Here is a 19381-nt window from a genome sequence, read left to right as displayed (position 1 = left end):
CACCGACATGGCAGAGATCAAGAACTACACCCTGAACTTCGGTCCGCAGCACCCGGCCGCGCACGGCGTGCTGCGTCTCGTGCTCGAACTTGATGGCGAGGTCGTGCAGCGCGCCGACCCGCACATCGGTCTGCTGCACCGCGCCACCGAGAAGCTGGCTGAGCACAAGACCTACATCCAGTCGCTGCCGTACATGGACCGTCTCGACTACGTGTCCATGATGAGCAACGAGCACGCCTACTGCCTGGCGATCGAGAAGCTGCTGGGCATCGACGTGCCGATCCGGGCGCAGTACATCCGCGTCATGTTCAGCGAGATCACGCGCCTGCTCAACCACCTGATGTGGCTGGGATCGCACGGCAATGACTGCGGTAGTTCCACCATCCTGATCTACGCGTTCCGCGAGCGCGAGGACCTGTTCGACATGTACGAGGCGGTCTCAGGCGCGCGCATGCACGCGGCCTACTTCCGTCCCGGCGGTGTCTACCGCGACCTGCCGGACACCATGCCGCAGTACAAGCACAGCAAGATCCGCAATGCGCGCGCGATGGAACAGATGAACACCAACCGCCAGGGTTCCCTGCTGGATTTCATCGACGACTTCACCAGGCGTTTCCCGACCTACCTGGCCGAGTACCACACGCTGCTGACCGACAACCGCATCTGGAAACAGCGCACCGTCGGCATCGGCGTGGTCACGCCCGAGCGCGCGCTCAACCTGGGCATGACAGGCCCGATGCTGCGAGGCTCCGGCATCGCCTGGGACCTGCGCAAGAAGCAGCCCTATGACGTCTACGGCGAACTCGACTTCGACATTCCCGTGGGCAAGACCGGTGACTGCTACGACCGCTATCTCGTGCGCATGGAAGAGATGAAGCAGTCCAACCGCATCATCAAGCAATGCGTGAAGTGGTTGCGCGCCAATCCGGGTCCGGTGATCACCGACAACCACAAGGTGGCGGCACCTGCGCGCGAGGCCATGAAAGCCAACATGGAAGAGCTGATCCACCACTTCAAGCTTTTCACCGAAGGCTTCCATGTCCCCGAGGGCGAGGCCTATGCGGCGGTCGAACACCCCAAGGGCGAATTCGGCATCTACCTCGTCAGCGACGGCGCCAACAAGCCCTACCGCCTGAAAATCCGCGCGCCCGGTTTCGCGCACCTCGCGACCATGGACGAGATGGCCCGTGGCCACATGCTGGCCGACGCGGTGGCCATCATCGGCACCATGGACATCGTTTTCGGAGAGATCGACCGATGAGCACCGCCGCCACGCCCGTGTCCTTTTCCGGCGCGACCCTTCAGCGCTTCGATCGCGAGGTCGCGAAGTATCCCGATGAGCAGCGCCAGTCGGCCGTGATGGCCTGCCTGGCCATCATCCAGCAGGAACAAGGCCATGTGAGCACGGCCGCCGAAGCCGCACTCGCCGCCTACCTGCGCATGGAGCCGATCGCGGTGCACGAGGTCACGACCTTCTACAACATGTACAACCAGCAGCCGCTGGGCAAGTTCAAGCTCAACGTCTGCACCAACCTGCCGTGCCAATTGCGCGACGGCAGCAAGGCCTTGCACCACCTCGAGCAGAAGCTGGGCATCACCATGGGCGAGACCACGGCAGACGGTCTGTTCACGCTGCAGCAGAGCGAATGCCTGGGTGCCTGTGCCGACTCGCCGGTGATGCTGGTCAACGACCGCCACATGTGCAGCTTCATGAGCAACGACAAGCTCGATCAGCTGATCGATGGCCTGCGTGCTTCGGAGGGACAGGCATGAACGCCGAACAGATCCTCGCCCAGTTCCGCGCCACTGGCGTGCAGACCTGCTTTCATGGCCGGCACATCGAGCCGCAGATCTACGCCGGCCTCGATGGCAGCAACTGGTCGTTGAAGGACTACGTGGCCCGCGGTGGCTACCAGGCGCTGCGCAAGGTGCTGGGTCAGGACGGCGCACCTCCGGCCGGCGACCCGCCTGTTGCCGGCATGACGCAGGACCAGGTCATCGCCACCCTGAAGGAATCGGCGCTGCGCGGTCGTGGCGGCGCAGGCTTTCCCACGGGTCTGAAGTGGAGCTTCATGCCACGCCAGTTCCCCGGGCAGAAGTACCTGGTGTGCAACTCGGACGAAGGCGAGCCGGGCACCTGCAAGGACCGCGACATCCTGCTCTACAACCCGCACATCGTGATCGAGGGCATGGCCATCGCCGCCTATGCGATGGGCATCAGCGTGGGCTACAACTACATCCACGGCGAGATCTTCGAAGCCTATGACCGCTTCGAGCTCGCGCTGGAAGAGGCGCGGGCCGCCGGTTTTCTGGGCGACGCCATCATGGGCAGCGGCTTCAACTTCCAGCTGCACGCCGCCCACGGTTTTGGCGCCTACATCTGCGGCGAGGAAACCGCGCTGCTGGAATCGCTCGAAGGCAAGAAGGGTCAGCCGCGCTTCAAGCCTCCGTTTCCGGCCAGCTTCGGCCTGTACGGCAAGCCCACCACCATCAACAACACCGAGACCTTTGCCGCGGTGCCCTGGATCATCCGCAACGGCGGCCAGGCCTACCTTGAGTGCGGCAAGCCGAACAACGGCGGCACCAAGATCTATTCGGTCAGTGGCGACGTGGAGTTGCCGGGCAACTACGAGGTGCCCCTGGGTACGCCGTTCAGCAAGCTGCTGGAACTTGCCGGTGGTGTGCGCAAGGGACGTACCCTCAAGGCCGTGATCCCGGGCGGTTCGTCCGCGCCGGTGCTGCCCGCGCACATCATGATGGAATGCACGATGGACTACGACTCCATCGCCAAGGCCGGCTCCATGCTGGGCTCGGGCGCGGTCATCGTGATGGACGACTCGCGCTGCATGGTCGAGTCGCTCAAGCGCCTGTCCTACTTCTACATGCACGAGTCCTGCGGCCAGTGCACGCCCTGCCGAGAAGGCACGGGCTGGCTCTGGCGCATGGTCGACCGGATCGACCGGGGGCTAGGCAAGCCGGCCGACATGGCATTGCTCGACAACGTGGCCGAGAACATCATGGGACGCACCATCTGCGCCCTGGGCGATGCGGCGGCCATGCCGGTGCGCGCCATGATCAAACACTTCCGCCACGAGTTCGAGGCCAAGATCCATGCGGCGAATGCCGCGCAGGTCTCCTGATCAGCGGGATAAGAGAAACACCATGGTTGAAATCGAACTCGACGGCAAGAAGGTGGAAGTGCCCGCGGGCAGCATGGTCATGCATGCAGCCGAGAAGGCGGGAACCTACGTCCCGCACTTCTGCTACCACAAGAAGCTCTCCATCGCGGCCAACTGCCGCATGTGCCTGGTTGAAGTCGAGAAGGCGCCCAAGCCCATGCCCGCCTGCGCCACGCCCGTCACGCAGGGCATGATCGTGCGCACCAAGAGCGACAAGGCGATCAAGGCCCAGCAGTCGGTGATGGAGTTCCTGCTCATCAACCACCCGCTGGACTGCCCGATCTGCGACCAGGGCGGCGAATGTCAACTGCAGGATCTGGCCGTCGGCTATGGCAGTTCGGGTTCGCGCTACGAAGAAGAGAAGCGCGTGGTGTTCCACAAGGACGTGGGGCCCCTCATCTCGATGGAGGAGATGAGCCGCTGCATCCACTGCACCCGCTGCGTGCGCTTCGGCCAGGAAGTGGCCGGCGTCATGGAGCTGGGCATGTCGCACCGTGGCGAGCATGCCGAGATCGAAACTTTCGTGGGCGCCTCGGTGGACTCCGAACTCTCGGGCAACATGATCGACATCTGCCCGGTCGGCGCGCTCACCAGCAAACCTTTCCGCTACAGCGCACGCACCTGGGAACTCTCGCGCCGCAAGAGCGTGAGCCCGCATGATTCGACCGGCGCCAACCTGATCGTGCAGGTCAAGAACCACAAGGTCATGCGCGTGGTGCCGCTGGAGAACGAGGCCGTCAACGAGTGCTGGATTGCCGACCGCGACCGCTTCTCGTACGAAGCCGTCAACAGCGAAGACCGCCTGACCACGCCCATGCTCAAGCAGGGTGGTGAGTGGCACACGGTCGACTGGCAGACCGCGCTGGAATACGTGGCCAATGGCCTCAGGCAGGTCAGGGCAGAACACGGGGCGGGCGCGATCGGTGTGCTGGCCAGCCCGCACAGCACGCTCGAGGAACTGGCCCTGGCGGGCGCGCTGGTGCGCGGCCTGGGCAGCCAGAACATCGACACCCGCTTGCGCCATGCCGACTTCTCCAATGCTGCGCCGACAGGTGCGGCGCGCTGGCTGGGGATGCCGATCGCCGCGCTGTCCACACTGCAGCGCGTGCTGGTGGTGGGTTCCAACCTGCGCAAGGACCACCCCCTGTTTGCGCAGCGCATCCGGCAGGCCCAGCGCAAGGGTGCGCAGGTCAGCGTGCTCAACGCCGCGGCACAGGACTGGGCCATGCCGCTGAAGAACGTGTTGCTGGCTGACAGCACGGTCTGGGTCTCGGCATTGGCTGGCATCGCCGCAGCCGTGGCCGCCGAGACGGGTGCCACGGCACCGGTGGCCGCCGACGTGAATGACGTGCACCGTGCGGTGGCGAAGTCGCTGCTGGGCGGTGAGCGCAAGGCCATCCTGCTCGGCAACGCCGCCGCGCACCATGCCAAGGCATCGAGCCTGCTGGCGCTGGCGAACTGGATCGCACAGCACACCGGTGCCAGCGTGGGCTACCTCAGCGAAGCCGCCAACACCGTGGGCGCTCAACTGCTCAATGCCTTGCCGGGGCAGGGCGGGCTGAATGCCGCTCAGATGCTCGGCGGCGCGCTCAAGGCCACCCTTCTGCTCAACACCGAACCGGCCCACGACACGGCCGCCGGCGCCGCAGGTCTGGCGTCCAGCGGCATGGTGGTCACGCTCAGTCCCTTCAAGACCAACCTCGACGTCAGCGATGTGCTGCTGCCGATCGCGCCGTTCACGGAAACCTCGGGTTCCTTCGTCAATGCCGAAGGACGCCTGCAGGGCTTCCACGCGGTCGTGAGACCGCTGGGAGACACCCGCCCGGCCTGGAAGGTGCTGCGTGTGCTCGGCAACCTGCTGGGCCTGTCGGGCTTTGATGCCGACTCGTCGCAGGCCGTGCTGGCCGATGCGCTGCCCGGCGTGGCGGCCGGCCATGTGGTCGATGCCGCACGCCTGTCGAACGCTGGCAGCGCCGCGATCGACACGGCGGCTGCCACGGTCGAGCCCTGCGTGGCCTCAATCTACCAGCTCGATGGCCTTGTGCGCCGCTCGACCGCCCTGCAACTGACCGCCGACGCGCGCGCCGCCCAGGCCCTGGAAGGAGCTGCAGCGTGATCGATTGGATGTACAACGGCGGCCTGGGCCTGATTGCCGCCCCCTGGTGGACGACCGGCGCCTGGCCCGTCATCTGGAATTTGATCAAGATCGTGGCCGTGCTCGCGCCGCTGATGGGCGCCGTGGCCTACCTTACGCTGTGGGAACGCAAGTTGCTCGGCTGGATCCAGGTGCGTCACGGACCCAACCGGGTCGGTCCGCTCGGGCTGCTGCAGCCGATTGCCGATGCGCTCAAGCTGCTGACCAAGGAACTGATCCGTCCGAGTGCCGCGAGCAATGGCTTGTTCCGCCTGGGCCCGATCATGGCCATCATGCCGGCGCTGGCCGCCTGGGTTGCCATCCCATTCGGTCCCGAGGCGATCATTGCCAACGTGAACGCAGGGTTGCTGGTGGTCCTGGCCATCACCTCGATCGAAGTGTATGGGGTGATCATCGCCGGCTGGGCGTCCAACTCGAAATACGCCTTCCTGGGCGCGCTGCGAGCCTCGGCTCAGATGGTGAGCTACGAGATCGCCATCGGCTTCTGCTTCCTTGTGGTCGTGATGACCGCGGGCAGCCTGCACCTGGGCGAAATCGTGGCCTCGCAGTCGCGCGGTATTGGCGCCGGCATGGGCTTGAACTTCCTGTCGTGGAACTGGCTTCCCTTGCTGCCAATCTTTTTCGTCTACCTTATCTCCGGCGTGGCAGAAACCAACCGCCACCCATTCGATGTCGTCGAGGGCGAGGCCGAGATCGTGGCCGGCCACATGGTCGAGTACTCGGGCATGGGGTTTGCGATCTTCTTCCTGGCCGAATACGCCAGCATGTGGCTGGTGTCCGTGCTGGCCGTGTTGATGTTCCTTGGCGGCTGGCTGCCACCGATCGACAGTGCCCTGTTCAACTGGGTGCCCGGCTGGATCTGGCTTGGCATCAAGACCTGTGTCGTGGTGTCCATGTTCATCTGGATCCGCGCCACCTTCCCGCGCTTCCGCTATGACCAGATCATGCGTCTGGGCTGGAAGATTTTCATTCCCGTCACGCTGATCTGGCTGCTGCTCGTGGGCGCGCTGATGCAGACGCCGTGGAACATCTGGAAATAAAAACCGGGCGAATGACCACCATGTCCACCACCACCGCCGTAGCGCCTTTCTCTTTCCGCGATTTCTTCAACAGTTTCCTGCTGGTGGAACTGTTCAAGGGAATGGCCCTGACTGGCCGCTACGCCTTCCAGCGCAAGATCACCGTGCAGTTTCCCGAGGAAAAAACACCGTTGTCGCCGCGTTTTCGGGGCCTGCACGCATTGCGCCGCTACGAAAACGGCGAAGAGCGCTGCATCGCCTGCAAGCTCTGCGAGGCCGTGTGCCCGGCGATGGCGATCACCATCGAATCCGACGTGCGCGACGACGGTTCGCGCCGCACCACCCGCTACGACATCGACCTGACCAAGTGCATCTTCTGCGGTTTCTGCGAGGAAAGCTGCCCCGTCGATTCCATCGTCGAGACACACATCTTCGAGTACCACGGCGAAAAGCGAGGTGACCTGTACTTCACCAAGGAGATGCTGCTGGCCGTGGGTGACCGCTACGAATCCGAGATCGCCGCCGCCCGGGCCTCCGACGCCCCCTACCGCTGATGGGGATCGGGCGTTGAGCGGTGTGCGTTCAGCGTCCTTCAGATCCCCGAATCGAAACGCTCAACGCCGAATCAAGACATGGACTACCAGACCGGCTTTTTCTACCTGTTTGCCGCGGTGCTGCTGTTTGCCGGCTACCGCGTGATCACCGCGCGCAACCCGGTGCATGCCGTGCTGTTCCTCATGCTCGCGTTCTCGCAGGCCGCCGCGCTGTGGCTGCTGCTCAAGGCCGAATTCCTCGGCATCACACTGGTGCTGGTGTACCTGGGCGCCGTGATGGTGCTCTTCCTGTTCGTCGTGATGATGCTCGACATCAACCTGGACGCGGTGCGCCAGGGTTTCTGGAAACATTTTCCGCTGGCGGCCCTGCTGGGTGCATTGGTAGCGGCAGAACTCATTGCCGTGCTATGGGCCGGCTTCCCGTCCATCGCGGCCAGTCCCGACGCTGCGGGCGTGGGCGTCAACGCGGCAGGCTATTCCAACACCCGTGAACTCGGCGTGCTGCTCTACACCGAGTACCTCTACCCGATCGAGGTGGCGGCCGTGATCCTGCTGGTGGCGATGATTGCCGCCATTGCACTGACCCTGCGGCAGCGCAAGGACAGCAAGGCCATCAACCCGGGCCTGCAGGTGCATGTGCGCGCCAGCGATCGTCTGGTGGTGCTGCCGATGGCCGCTACGCAAAAGGCCGTTCCCGCCGGTGATGCGGCAAGCTCCGAGGAGGGCAACAAGCCATGACCGTCACCCTGGGCCACTTCCTCGCTGTGGGCGCGATCCTTTTCGCCATATCGGTGGTGGGCATCTTCCTCAACCGCAAGAACCTCATTGTGCTGCTCATGGCCATCGAGCTGATGCTGCTGGCCGTGAACATGAACTTCGTGGCCTTCTCGCATTTCCTGGGTGACATGCACGGCCAGGTCTTCGTGTTTTTCATCCTGACCGTGGCCGCCGCCGAATCGGCGATCGGCCTGGCCATTCTGGTGCTGCTGTTCCGCAACAAATCGTCGATCAGCGTCGAAGAGCTCAACACCCTCAAGGGTTGATGAGGCCAGGGCCACCCCACACGAGAACTCAGGCAAGAACCCCATGAGCACTACCCTCTCTGCAAGCACCCTGCTCGCCGTCCCACTGGCTCCGCTGGTGGGAGCCGCGCTCGCCGGCATTCTGGGCACCACCTTCGGCGGCAACGTGATTGGCCGTCGCGCCTCGCACACGCTCACCATTCTGGGTGTGCTGATCGCCTTCATCCTCTCGGCGTCGACGCTCAAGAGCGTGGCGATCGATGGCGCGCGCTTCAACGAGACCATCTACACCTGGATGGTGGTGGGCGGCCTGAAGATGGAAATCGGTTTCCTGGTCGACGGCCTGACGGCCATGATGATGGTGGTGGTCACCTTCGTCTCGCTCATGGTGCATCTCTACACCATCGGCTACATGGAGGAAGACGACGGCTACAACCGCTTCTTCGCCTACATCTCGCTGTTCACCTTCTCCATGCTCATGCTGGTCATGAGCAACAACCTGCTGCAGCTGTTCTTCGGCTGGGAAGCGGTGGGCCTGGTGTCCTACCTGCTGATCGGGTTCTGGTTCAACAAGCCCACGGCGATCTTCGCCAACATGAAGGCCTTCGTGGTCAACCGGGTGGGGGACTTCGGCTTCATCCTGGGCATCGGCCTCATCGTGGCCTACGCCGGTACCATGAACTACACCGAGGTGTTCGCCAAGGCGCCCGAGCTCGGTCAACTCGGTTTCCCGGGCACGGACTGGTTGCTGATCACCGTCATCTGCATCTGCCTGTTCATCGGCGCCATGGGCAAGAGTGCGCAGTTCCCGCTGCATGTGTGGCTGCCCGACTCCATGGAAGGTCCCACGCCGATCTCGGCGCTGATCCATGCCGCGACCATGGTGACCGCCGGCATCTTCATGGTGGCGCGCATGTCGCCGCTGTTCGAGCTCTCGGACACGGCACTGAACTTCATCATGGTCATCGGTGCGATCACCGCACTCTTCATGGGCTTCCTGGGCATCATCCAGAACGACATCAAGCGCGTGGTGGCCTATTCCACGCTCTCGCAGCTGGGCTACATGACGGTGGCGCTGGGCGCCTCGGCCTATTCGGTGGCGGTGTTCCACCTCATGACGCACGCCTTCTTCAAGGCGCTGCTGTTCCTCGCGGCCGGCTCGGTCATCATGGGCCTGCACCACAACCAGGACATCCGCTGGATGGGCGGCGTGCGCAAGTACATGCCCATCACCTGGATCACCTCGCTGCTGGGCACGCTGGCGCTGATCGGCACGCCGCTGTTTGCGGGCTTCTACTCCAAGGACAGCATCATCGAGGCGGTGCACTTCAGCAACCTGCCGGCTTCGGGCTTCGCCTACCTTGCCGTGCTGGCCGGCGTGTTCGTCACCTCGTTCTATTCGTTCCGGCTCTACTTCCTCGTGTTCCATGGCCAGGAGCGCTATGACCAGAACCCGGACGCGCACCATGGCCACCACGACGACCACCATGGCGACGACCACGGGCATGGCGATGGCAAACCCCACGAATCCCCGTGGGTGGTCACGGTGCCCTTGCTGCTGCTGGCCATTCCGTCGGTGGTCATCGGTTTCATGACGATCCAGCCCATGCTCTTTGGCGAGTTTCTGAAGGACGCGATCACCATCGACACCGCAGCACACCCCGCGATGGCGAAGTTTGCCGAAATCTTCCACGGCCCGCTGGCCATGGCGCTGCACGGGTTCTCCACGCCACCGCTGTACCTGGCCCTGGCGGGCGCGGTGTGTGCCTGGTACATGTACCTGATCAACCCGGCCGTGCCGGCCGCCATCGGCCGCGCGCTGCGCCCGATCGTGGTGGTGCTGGAGAACAAGTACTACATGGACTGGTTCAACGAAAACGTGCTCGCGCGGGCTGCGCGCGGCCTGGGTGTCGGACTGTGGAAGGGCGGTGACCGTGGCGTGATCGAAGGCGGCGTCGTCAATGCCAGCTGGAAGATCGTGGGCGCGGTGTCCTCGGTGGTGCGCCGTGCGCAGACCGGCTACCTCTACCACTACGCGCTGCTCATGATCGTGGGCGTGCTGCTGTTCATGACGTACTTCGTCTGGCTCGCCAAATAAGAAGAGGGATAACAAGATGGGTTTGCTGAGCCTTGCAATCTGGACGCCGATCTTCTTCGGCGTCGTGCTGCTGGCCCTGGGCCGCGACGATCAGGCCCACATGGTGCGCTGGATCGCGCTGGTGGGCGCCATCGCCGGCCTGGTCGTGACGGTGCCGCTCTACAGCGGTTTCGAGCTCGGCACCGCCGCGATGCAGTTCGTCGAGAAAAGTGTCTGGATCGAGCACTTCAACGTGCACTACCACCTGGGCGTGGACGGCATCTCGCTCTGGCTGGTGCTGCTGACCGCCTTCATCAACGTGGTGGTGGTGGTGGCCAGCTGGGAGTCCATCACCTCCCGCGTCAACCAGTACATGGGCGCATTCCTCATCCTCTCGGGCTTGATGATCGGCGTCTTCAGCGCGCAGGACGCGATGCTGTTCTACGTGTTCTTCGAGGCCACGCTGATCCCGATGTACCTGATCATCGGCATCTGGGGCGGCCCGAACAAGATCTACGCCGCCTTCAAGTTCTTCCTGTACACCTTGCTGGGCTCGCTGCTCATGCTGGTCGCGCTGATCTATCTGTACACGCAGGCCGGCGGCAGCTTTGCCCTGGCCGACTGGTACAAGCTGCCGCTGGGCGGCACCGCGCAGACTTTGCTGTTCTTTGCCTTCTTCGCGGCCTTCGCGGTGAAGGTGCCGATGTGGCCGGTGCACACCTGGTTGCCTGACGTGCACGTGGAAGCGCCCACCGGCGGCTCGGCCGTGCTGGCGGCCATCATGCTCAAGCTGGGCGCCTATGGCTTCTTGCGCTTTTCGCTTCCCATCCTGCCCGACGCCTCGCACGAATGGGCCTGGCTGATGATCGCGCTCTCGCTCATTGCCGTCATCTACGTGGGCCTGGTCGCCATGGTGCAGCAGGACATGAAGAAGCTCGTGGCCTATTCGTCGGTCGCGCACATGGGTTTCGTCACGCTGGGGTTCTTCGTCTTCAGTGACCTGGGGGTCTCCGGCGCCATCGTGCAGATGATCGCGCACGGCTTCGTTTCGGCCGCGATGTTCCTCGGCATCGGTGTGTTGTACGACCGCGTGCACTCGCGCGAGATCGCGGACTACGGCGGCGTGGTCAACACCATGCCCAACTTCGCCGCCTTCGCGCTGCTCTTCACCATGGCCAACTGCGGCCTGCCGGGAACGGCCGGGTTCGTGGGCGAATGGATGGTGATCATCGCGGCCGTCAAGGCCAATTTCTGGATCGGCTTGCTGGCGGCCTCGGCACTGATCTTCGGCGCCGCGTACTCGCTCTGGATGTACAAGCGCGTCTACCTCGGCAGCGTGGGCAACGACAACGTCAAGGCGCTGGTCGACATCAACAAGCGCGAGTTCCTGGTGCTGGCGGTGCTGGCCATCGCCGTGCTGTACATGGGCGTGTACCCCAAGCCCTTCACCGACGTGATGGACGCATCCGTGGCCGAGCTGCTGCGCCACGTCGCCATCTCCAAATTGAACTGAGCCTCATGGGCACCAAGCTACAGAAGAGAACGCTCACATGATTGACAAGCTCAGCTGGGTCGCGGCTTACCCGGAAATCCTTCTGCTGACCATGGCCTGCGTGATTGCGCTGGTTGATCTGGCGGTGAAGACGCCGCTGCGGGGGGGCACATACGGCCTGACCCTGCTCACGCTGGCCGTGGTTGCGCTGCTGCAGGGCGCGGCGGCGGCTTCGGGCAACACCATCGAGGGCTTTGGCGGCATGATCGTCAGTGACCCCATGGGCAACTGGCTCAAGTGCTTTGCCACCATCGCCGTCATGGCCACGCTGGTCTATGGCCGTGGCTATTCAGCGCAGCGCGACATGCTGCGCGGGGGCGAACTGTTCACGCTGGCCATGTTCGCATTGCTGGGCATGTTCGTCATGATCTCGGGCCACAACTTCCTGGTGATCTACCTGGGCCTGGAACTGCTGACGCTGTCGAGCTACGCGCTCGTGGCGCTGCGCCGCGACGATGTGCAGGCCACCGAGGCCGCCATGAAGTACTTCGTGCTGGGCGCGCTGGCCAGCGGCTTCCTGCTCTACGGCCTGTCCATGGTCTATGGCGCCACCGGCTCGCTCGACGTGGCGGAGGTGCTCAAGGCCATCGCCGGCGGCAAAGCCATGCTCAAGGGTTCGGCCCAGGTGCTCACGCTCGGCCTGGTGTTCGTGGTCGCCGGCCTGGCCTTCAAGCTTGGCGTGGTGCCATTCCACATGTGGGTGCCCGACGTGTACCACGGTGCGCCCACGGCCATCACCCTCATGATCGGTGGCGCGCCGAAGCTGGCCGCTTTTGCCATCTTGATCCGGCTGCTGGTCGAAGGCCTTCAGCCGCTCGCCGTGGACTGGCAACAGATGCTGGCCGTGCTGGCCGTCATGTCGCTGCTGGTGGGCAACCTGGCGGCCATCGCGCAGAGCAACCTCAAGCGCATGCTGGCCTTCTCCACCATCGCGCAGATGGGCTTCATGCTGCTGGGCCTGCTCGCGGGCGTGGTGCAGGGCGGCAGTGGTCTGGACAGCGGCAACATGGCCAACGCCTATGGCTCGTCCATGTTCTACGTGATCACCTACGTGCTGACCACGCTGGGCACCTTCGGCGTGATCCTGCTGCTCTCGCGCAGCGGCTTCGAGTCGGAGAACGTCAGCGACCTCGCCGGGCTGAATCAGCGCAGCCCGCTGTACGCCGGCGTCATGGCCATCTGCATGTTCTCGCTGGCCGGTGTGCCTCCGCTGGTCGGCTTCTACGCCAAGCTGTCGGTGCTGCAGGCGCTGCTGGCTTCCAGTGGCGCGTTCTATGTGGGCCTGGCGGTGTTCGCGGTGGTCATGTCCCTGATCGGTGCGTTCTACTACCTGCGCGTGGTCAAGATCATGTACTTCGACGCTCCGACGCAGACCGACGAGATTGAAGCCGGTGCCGACGCGCGCACGGTGCTTTCACTCAACGGCGCCCTGGTTCTGGTGCTGGGTGTCGTGCCCGGTGGCCTGATGACGCTGTGTGCCCAGGCTGTGGCGCAGCTGTTCGCCTGAGGCCCGGCTCGGTGGCGCCGGTGAACTCGCCGGCGGTCATCGGCTCACATACCGTTCCATGACCCACACCTTCTCCGTCTGGCTGGTGCTGATCACCGCCTTCATTGCCGCCAACCTGCCCTTCGTGAACGAGCGCTGGCTGGCCGTGCTGCCGCGCCGCGCCCCGCACAAGACCTTGTGGATGCGCGTGGCCGAGCTGGTGCTGCTGTACCTGCTGGTCGGCGCACTGGGCCTGGCGCTGGAACAGCGCGCCGGGCAGATCGCGCCACAGGGCTGGGAGTTCTACGCCACCACCGGCGCGCTCTTCCTCACGCTGGCATTCCCCGGCTTCGTCTATCGCTACCTGTACCGGCGCCGCGGATGACCAACGACGACCGCCACCTGCGGGAAACGCCGCTGGCGCGCGCCGAGCTGCTGCGCGGTCACTTCCTGCACGTGGTGCGCGACACCGTGCGGCTGCCCGATGGTGCCGAGGCGACGCGCGAGTTCGTGCTGCATCCCGGTGCCGTGATGGTGATCGGCCTGCTCGACGATGGCCGGGTGGTGCTGGAGCGGCAGTTCCGCCACCCCATGCGGGCGGTGATGACCGAGTTTCCCGCCGGCAAGTTCGATGAGGGCGAGGGCAGCCTGGCCTGCGCGCAGCGTGAGTTGCTGGAAGAAACCGGCTATACCGCCCGCGAGTGGGCCTTTGCCGGGCGGCTTGCACCCACCATCGCGTACTCCGACGAGATCATCGACATCTGGTTCGCGCGCGGCCTCACGCAGGGTGAGCGCCAGCTCGACCAGGGCGAGTTCCTGGACGTGTTCGCCGCCACCCCGGCCGAGTTGCAGGCCTGGTGCTTTAGCGGCGAGGTGATCGACTGCAAGACCCTCATCGGTTCGATGTGGCCGCAGAACGTGCTGCGCGGCGAATGGGCTCTGGAGTGGAGACCCGGCGATGCCGCCCCGGATGCCGGACAATCCGAGCCATGAAGGTCCTCAACCTGCAATGCGCGCACCAGCATGCCTTTGAAGGCTGGTTCGGTTCCGAAGACGATTTCACGAGCCAGATGGAACGTGGGCTGGTGACGTGTCCCTTGTGCGGCGACGCGCGCATCGAGAAAAAGCTCTCAGCCCCTCGCTTGAACCTGCGCGGCAACCGTGCGCAGGAGCAGCAGGAGGCGCCTTCGGGCGCCACGACCCTGACGGTGAGCAACCAGACGCCTGTTCCTCCTGAGCTGGTCGCGTTGCAGGCGCGCGTGCTGCGCGCGCTGCGCGAGGTGGTGGCGCAGTCCGAGGACGTGGGGGAACGCTTCGCCGACGAGGCCCGCGCCATGCACCATGGCGAAGTGGCGCACCGCCATATCCGCGGCCAAGCCAGTCCCCAGGAAGCCCTGGAGTTGCTGGAGGAGGGCATCGACGTGCTGCCCCTGGCCATGCTGCCAGCGATCAAGGAAACCCTGCAGTAGCGGTCTTCCCAACCCATGACAAGACCCCGCCTGGCGGGGTTTTTTCTTGGCCGGAACCGTATGCGAGCGCATCATGCACTTTGCGCATGATGGCATGGCATGGGTCCATGCAATCCTTGACTAGAGTCCTTTGCACGCCGGAAGCGATCCTAGAATCGCGCAAATTTTCACCCCAAGGCCAACACCACCAACGGGACACCGACCATGAACCCGAGCTTTCAGGACCTGTATTTCGCTGCGGCAGACCCCGAGGAAATGCGCAACCGCGACCCAGCCCTGCTGCAGGCCATGGCGAGCGCGCACGAAGCCCTGCTGCGGGCCACGCCAGCGGGCGAAGTGCGCGTGCGCAGCCTGTCCCCGTCGGCGCTGGGGCAGGGTCGGGAGACTGACACCCACGTGCTGCAGATCGTGCACCCCGACATGCCGTTCCTGGTCGACTCGGTGGGGATGGCGGTCAACCGCAGTGGGCGCACGGTGCACTGGATCGTGCATCCCCTGCTGCGCGTCGTGCGCGACGCCGACGGGCAGGTCAGCGAGATCGCCGCCGCGGCGCCCCAGGGCGGCAGCGCCGGCCCGGTGGTCTCTTGCATCCTGGTCGAGTGCGACAGGCTGGTGGCCGATCCGGAAGGCATCGCCTTGATCCAGGCGATCCTGGACACCTTGCAGGACGTGCGCCTGGCGGTGCAGGACTGGCGTCCCATGCTCTCGCGCGTGCAAGTGCTCAATGCCGGTTTCACCGCGCTGGACGCCAGCGTGGCGGATGAAGCAAAGGCCTTTCTGAGCTGGCTGGAGCAGGGGCATTTCACCTTCCTGGCGGCCGAGGACTTCGAACTCAAGGAGGGCGCCCTGGTGCCCGTGCCCGGCAGCGCGCTGGGCCTGCTCAAGGCGAAGGGTGCGCAGCCCCTGCCGGCCACGCCCATCGAGCGCTTCAACTCGGACTCGGGCCTGGTGCTCTCGACCAAGGCCATGAGCCGTTCCACCGTGCACCGTCCGGCCTGGCTCGATGCGATCAGCGTCAAGCGTCTGGACGCTGCTGGCCAGCCGGTTGGCGAGAGCCGCTTTCTCGGCCTGTACACCTCGGCCGCCTACGCGGCCTCGGTGGAGCAGATCCCTGTCGTGCGCCAGAACGTGGCGCGCGTCATGGCCAACGCGGGCGTGGTGCATGGCAGCCATGCGCACAAGGCCCTGCAGGCCATTCTGGAGACTTACCCGCGCGAGGAGATGTTGCAGATCGATGCCGCCACGCTGGAACAGCATGCCATGGGCATCCTGCGCCTGCAGGAGCGTCAGCGCGTGCGCTTGTTTGTGCGTCGGGGCATTTTCGGCCGACTCGCTTCGCTGCTGGTGTACGTGCCGCGCGACGTGTACACCACCGAGCTGCGCGTCAAGCTCGGGGCGCTGTTCACCGAAGCCTTCGACGCCGCCTCGGTGGAGTTCACCCCCATGCTCACCGACAGCGCGCTCGCGCGCATCCACTACATCGTGCGCGCCCGGGACCTGCTGCCAGCCCAGGTCGATGTGGCCCAGCTTGAGGCCCGTGTGGCGCAGGCCTGCAAGCGTTGGATCGACGGCGTCAATGCCGTGCTGCTGGCGCGCAGCGGGCGGGGTGCCGGCGGGCTGCAGGCGCTGGTCGCCGCGTTCCCGACCGCGTACCGAGAGGACTTCGATGCGGAAACCGCTGCCGGTGACGCCGCGATTCTCAGCGGCCTGGGCAAGGCGCAGCCGCTGGCCCTGCAGCTCTACCAGCGCGGGGACCAGGTGCGTTTCAAGACCTACGCGCTGCAAAAGGTTGTGCTCTCCGATGCCTTGCCCGTGATGGAGTCCATGGGCGCGCGCGTGATCGACGAGCACCCCTACCACCTGGCCGAGCAGGACCTCTGGATCCACGACTGGGGCCTGCAGTTCGCCCAGCCGATGGACGTGGCGCGGCTGCGGGAGCGATTCGAGCAGCTGTTCCAGGCGGTCTGGCGCCAGGAGGCCGAGTGCGACGCACTCAATCGCCTGGTGCTCACCACCGATCTCGATGCGCGGGCCATCGCCGTCCTGCGCGCCTACGTGCGCTACTTCAAGCAACTGGGTTTCGCCTTCGGCCAGAGCTACATCGAAGACACGCTCAACCGCAATCCGGCCATTGCGCAGGGACTGGCCCAGCTGTTCGCGATCCGCTTCGACCCCGCGCAGGCCGAACGCCGCGACGAACGCACCGAAGCCAGCGTGCATGCGATCGAGTCCCAACTGGCCGATGTGGCCAGCCTGGAGGAGGACCGCGTGCTGCGCCAGTTCCTCAGCACCATCAACGCGACACTGCGCACCAACGTCTACCAGCGCGGCAAGACCTGCATGAGCTTCAAGCTCAGCCCGCGCGACATCCCCAACGTGCCCGAACCCAAGCCGCTGTTCGAGATCTGGGTGTACTCGCCCCGTGTCGAGGGCGTGCACCTGCGCGGTGGCAAGGTGGCGCGCGGCGGCCTGCGCTGGTCCGACCGCCGCGAGGACTTCCGCACCGAGATCCTCGGTCTGGTCAAGGCGCAGATGGTCAAGAACACGGTGATCGTTCCGGTCGGCTCCAAGGGCGGTTTCGTGCTCAAAAAGGCGCCGCCTGCGAGCGAGCGCGAAGCGTATCTGGCCGAGGGCGTGGCCTGCTACAAGACCTTTCTTTCGGGCCTGCTCGATGTCACCGACAACCTGGTCAAGGGCGCGGTCGTGCCGCCGCCGGACGTGGTGCGCCACGACGAAGACGACCCCTACCTGGTGGTGGCGGCCGACAAGGGCACGGCCACCTTCAGCGACATCGCCAACGGCGTGAGCGCGGACTACGGCTTCTGGCTCGGCGACGCCTTCGCTTCCGGCGGCTCGGTCGGCTACGACCACAAGAAGATGGGCATCACCGCGCGCGGCGCCTGGGAATCGGTCAAACGCCATTTCCGCGGCCTGGGCGTGGACACGCAGAGCCAGCCCTTCACGGTGGCCGGCATCGGCGACATGTCGGGCGACGTGTTCGGCAACGGCATGCTGCTGTCCACGCAGATCAAGCTGGTGCTGGCTTTCGACCACCGGCACATCTTCATCGACCCCGACCCGGACGTGGCGGCCAGCTACGCCGAGCGCGAGCGCCTCTTCAAACTCCCGCGCTCCAGCTGGGCCGACTACGACAAGCGCCTGATCAGCCAGGGCGGTGGCGTGTTCCCGCGCAGCGCCAAGTCGATCGCGCTGAGCGCGCAGGCGCGTGCCGTGATCGGCACCGACGCCACCGAGATGGCGCCCAATGATTTGCTCAACGCCATTCTCAAGGCCCCGGTGGACCTGCTCTACAACGGCGGCATCGGCACTTACGTCAAGGCCAGCTTCGAGAGCCACACACAGGTGGGTGACAAAGCGGGCGATGCCTTTCGCGTCAACGGCAACGAGCTGCGCTGCAAGGTGTTCGGCGAGGGTGGCAACCTGGGTTGCACGCAGAACGGCCGCATCGAGTTCGCCCAGGCCGGCGGCCTGATCTACACCGACGCGATCGACAACTCCGCCGGCGTGGACTGCTCTGACCACGAGGTCAACATCAAGATCCTGCTCGGCGCGGTGCAGGAAGCCGGCGGTCTCACGCAGGAGAGCCGCAACGAGCTGCTTGCGAGCATGACGGACGAGGTCGGCCGGCTCGTGCTGCAGGACAACTACTACCAGACTCAGCAGATCGAGCTTGCGGCCGCGCGTCCGGTCTACCTGCTCGACGGCCAGCAGAACCTCATGCGCTGGCTGGAACAGATCGGCCTGCTCAAGCGCGCCATTGAGTTCCTGCCCACCGACGACGAGCTGGCACGGCGCAAACGCGAGGGCAAGGGCCTGACCCGCCCGGAGAACGCGGTGCTGATGGCCTACGCCAAGATGAACCTGTTCGACGAGCTCTGCGCCAGCAGCCTGCCCGACGACCCGTTCTATGCCCGTGCGCTCACCACGTATTTCCCCACCGTCCTGGGCGAGCGCCATGGCGAGTCCATCGCGCGGCACCCGCTCAAGCGCGAGATCATCGCCACCTACATGACCAATGCGGTGGTCAACCGCATGGGCGCGACCTTCGTCAATTTCCTCGCCACCGAAGCCTCCTGCACCGCCGCCGATGTGGTCAGCGCTTACACGCTGGCGCGCGAGGTGTTCGCGCTCGAACCCATCTGGGACCGCATCGACGCGCTCGACCTCAAGGTGACCAGCGAACTGCAACTGAACCTGCTCACCCAGCTCACGGCCATCACCCAGCGCGCCAGCCGCTGGATGCTGCGCCATCGCGGCCAGGGCGACTTGCCCACGCTGATCGCCAAGTACCGCCCGGCCGCGCAGACGCTGCGTGAGCATGTCGAGCAGTGGCTGCCTGCGAGCGCGCGCGAACAATGGAAAGCCGCCAGCGAGCGCCTGGTGCAGGCTGGCGTGGACGCCCGGCTCGCCGACGACCTCACCGTGCTCGACCACCTGTACCCGGTGCTCGACCTGGTGGACGTGGCGACCCAGGCCGGCAGCACGCTGGAGCAGGCCGCGCGCACCTACTTCGCGATCGAGGGCACGCTGGGCCTGGACCGCTGGCGCCAGCACATCGGCAGGCTGCCGACCGACTCGCTGTGGCAGACCCAGGCCCGCGCCAGCGCGCGCGACGACGTGTACTCCATCGCCGGGCAGCTCGTGCTGTCGCTGCTGAGCAGCAAGCAGTCGCTGGCCGCATGGCAGGAGCGACACGCCAAGGCCATCGAACGCATCAACGCCATACACGCGAGCATTGCCGACCAGGCGCCCGATCTGGCGCCGGTGTCGGTGGCGCTGCGGGAGCTGCGGCAGCTGGCGTAATTCGGAACTCCCCCCTGCGCCGCTGCGCGGCTTGCGGCGCAGGT

The 19381-nt window shown here is 65.2% G+C and carries 15 protein-coding genes; all 15 read left to right on the top strand.

Annotated features, from left to right (window positions below):
* Positions 1–7: 7 nt before the first annotated feature.
* The 15 genes from AB7P10_RS18440 to AB7P10_RS18370 all read left to right on the top strand — a co-directional run bounded on the left by AB7P10_RS18440 (position 8) and on the right by AB7P10_RS18370 (position 19337).
* On the top strand, positions 8–1261 hold the full coding sequence (locus AB7P10_RS18440) for an NADH-quinone oxidoreductase subunit D (protein WP_428295302.1): 1254 nt from the start codon (positions 8–10) through the stop codon (positions 1259–1261).
* Positions 1258–1773 carry an NADH-quinone oxidoreductase subunit NuoE gene (nuoE, locus tag AB7P10_RS18435; RefSeq protein ID WP_428295301.1) on the top strand — a complete coding sequence of 172 codons (516 nt, stop codon included), beginning with the start codon at positions 1258–1260 and terminating at the stop codon, positions 1771–1773. The genes AB7P10_RS18440 and nuoE overlap by 4 nt, the downstream gene beginning before the upstream one ends.
* A complete protein-coding gene (nuoF, locus tag AB7P10_RS18430; protein ID WP_428295300.1) occupies positions 1770–3140 on the top strand; it encodes an NADH-quinone oxidoreductase subunit NuoF in 1371 nt (456 codons plus the stop codon). Before nuoE ends, nuoF begins: the two co-directional genes overlap by 4 nt.
* A 22-nt stretch (positions 3141–3162) precedes the next feature.
* On the top strand, positions 3163–5295 hold the full coding sequence (gene nuoG / locus AB7P10_RS18425) for an NADH-quinone oxidoreductase subunit NuoG (RefSeq protein WP_428295299.1): 2133 nt from the start codon (positions 3163–3165) through the stop codon (positions 5293–5295).
* Positions 5292–6374, top strand: coding sequence for an NADH-quinone oxidoreductase subunit NuoH (gene nuoH / locus AB7P10_RS18420; protein ID WP_428295298.1), 1083 nt, complete (start codon positions 5292–5294; stop codon positions 6372–6374). Before nuoG ends, nuoH begins: the two co-directional genes overlap by 4 nt.
* A gap of 20 nt (positions 6375–6394) precedes the next feature.
* The gene (gene nuoI, locus AB7P10_RS18415) at positions 6395–6907 is read left to right on the top strand and encodes an NADH-quinone oxidoreductase subunit NuoI (protein WP_428295297.1); all 513 of its coding nucleotides are present in this window, start codon (positions 6395–6397) and stop codon (positions 6905–6907) included.
* 78 nt (positions 6908–6985) lie between these two features.
* Entirely contained in the window at positions 6986–7645 is a 660-nt protein-coding gene (locus AB7P10_RS18410; RefSeq protein WP_428295296.1) for an NADH-quinone oxidoreductase subunit J, read from the top strand.
* Positions 7642–7950: an NADH-quinone oxidoreductase subunit NuoK gene (gene nuoK / locus AB7P10_RS18405; RefSeq protein WP_204735475.1), complete on the top strand. Its 309-nt coding sequence runs from the start codon at positions 7642–7644 to the stop codon at positions 7948–7950. The genes AB7P10_RS18410 and nuoK overlap by 4 nt, the downstream gene beginning before the upstream one ends.
* Positions 7951–7993: 43 nt before the next feature.
* The gene (gene nuoL / locus AB7P10_RS18400; RefSeq protein WP_428295295.1) at positions 7994–10027 is read left to right on the top strand and encodes an NADH-quinone oxidoreductase subunit L; all 2034 of its coding nucleotides are present in this window, start codon (positions 7994–7996) and stop codon (positions 10025–10027) included.
* 16 nt (positions 10028–10043) lie between these two features.
* Complete coding sequence (locus AB7P10_RS18395) at positions 10044–11519, top strand: NADH-quinone oxidoreductase subunit M (protein WP_428295294.1); 1476 nt, start codon at positions 10044–10046, stop codon at positions 11517–11519.
* Positions 11520–11556: 37 nt separating this feature from the next.
* The gene (gene nuoN, locus AB7P10_RS18390) at positions 11557–13065 is read left to right on the top strand and encodes an NADH-quinone oxidoreductase subunit NuoN (protein WP_428295293.1); all 1509 of its coding nucleotides are present in this window, start codon (positions 11557–11559) and stop codon (positions 13063–13065) included.
* A gap of 58 nt (positions 13066–13123) precedes the next feature.
* On the top strand, positions 13124–13429 hold the full coding sequence (locus AB7P10_RS18385) for a DUF2818 family protein (RefSeq protein WP_428295292.1): 306 nt from the start codon (positions 13124–13126) through the stop codon (positions 13427–13429).
* Positions 13426–14037 carry an NUDIX domain-containing protein gene (locus AB7P10_RS18380; RefSeq protein ID WP_428295291.1) on the top strand — a complete coding sequence of 204 codons (612 nt, stop codon included), beginning with the start codon at positions 13426–13428 and terminating at the stop codon, positions 14035–14037. The genes AB7P10_RS18385 and AB7P10_RS18380 overlap by 4 nt, the downstream gene beginning before the upstream one ends.
* Positions 14034–14513, top strand: coding sequence for a DUF1178 family protein (locus AB7P10_RS18375; RefSeq protein WP_428295290.1), 480 nt, complete (start codon positions 14034–14036; stop codon positions 14511–14513). The genes AB7P10_RS18380 and AB7P10_RS18375 overlap by 4 nt, the downstream gene beginning before the upstream one ends.
* A 204-nt stretch (positions 14514–14717) precedes the next feature.
* A complete protein-coding gene (locus tag AB7P10_RS18370; protein ID WP_428295289.1) occupies positions 14718–19337 on the top strand; it encodes an NAD-glutamate dehydrogenase in 4620 nt (1539 codons plus the stop codon).
* Positions 19338–19381 lie beyond the last annotated feature (44 nt).

This window comes from Hydrogenophaga sp., assembly GCF_050182545.1.
Lineage (GTDB): Bacteria > Pseudomonadota > Gammaproteobacteria > Burkholderiales > Burkholderiaceae_C > Hydrogenophaga.
This window is presented reverse-complemented; position numbering and strand designations above follow the sequence as displayed.

Bases quoted from the DNA above. Each gene is read 5' to 3' on its own strand.
- AB7P10_RS18440 (WP_428295302.1), top strand. From the start codon at position 8: ATGGCAGAGATCAAGAACTACACCCTGAACTTCGGTCCGCAGCACCCG.
- nuoE (WP_428295301.1), top strand. From the start codon at position 1,258: ATGAGCACCGCCGCCACGCCCGTGTCCTTTTCCGGCGCGACCCTTCAG.
- nuoF (WP_428295300.1), top strand. From the start codon at position 1,770: ATGAACGCCGAACAGATCCTCGCCCAGTTCCGCGCCACTGGCGTGCAG.
- nuoG (WP_428295299.1), top strand. From the start codon at position 3,163: ATGGTTGAAATCGAACTCGACGGCAAGAAGGTGGAAGTGCCCGCGGGC.
- nuoI (WP_428295297.1), top strand. From the start codon at position 6,395: ATGTCCACCACCACCGCCGTAGCGCCTTTCTCTTTCCGCGATTTCTTC.
- AB7P10_RS18410 (WP_428295296.1), top strand. From the start codon at position 6,986: ATGGACTACCAGACCGGCTTTTTCTACCTGTTTGCCGCGGTGCTGCTG.
- nuoK (WP_204735475.1), top strand. From the start codon at position 7,642: ATGACCGTCACCCTGGGCCACTTCCTCGCTGTGGGCGCGATCCTTTTC.
- nuoL (WP_428295295.1), top strand. From the start codon at position 7,994: ATGAGCACTACCCTCTCTGCAAGCACCCTGCTCGCCGTCCCACTGGCT.
- AB7P10_RS18395 (WP_428295294.1), top strand. From the start codon at position 10,044: ATGGGTTTGCTGAGCCTTGCAATCTGGACGCCGATCTTCTTCGGCGTC.
- nuoN (WP_428295293.1), top strand. From the start codon at position 11,557: ATGATTGACAAGCTCAGCTGGGTCGCGGCTTACCCGGAAATCCTTCTG.
- AB7P10_RS18385 (WP_428295292.1), top strand. From the start codon at position 13,124: ATGACCCACACCTTCTCCGTCTGGCTGGTGCTGATCACCGCCTTCATT.
- AB7P10_RS18380 (WP_428295291.1), top strand. From the start codon at position 13,426: ATGACCAACGACGACCGCCACCTGCGGGAAACGCCGCTGGCGCGCGCC.
- AB7P10_RS18375 (WP_428295290.1), top strand. From the start codon at position 14,034: ATGAAGGTCCTCAACCTGCAATGCGCGCACCAGCATGCCTTTGAAGGC.
- AB7P10_RS18370 (WP_428295289.1), top strand. From the start codon at position 14,718: ATGAACCCGAGCTTTCAGGACCTGTATTTCGCTGCGGCAGACCCCGAG.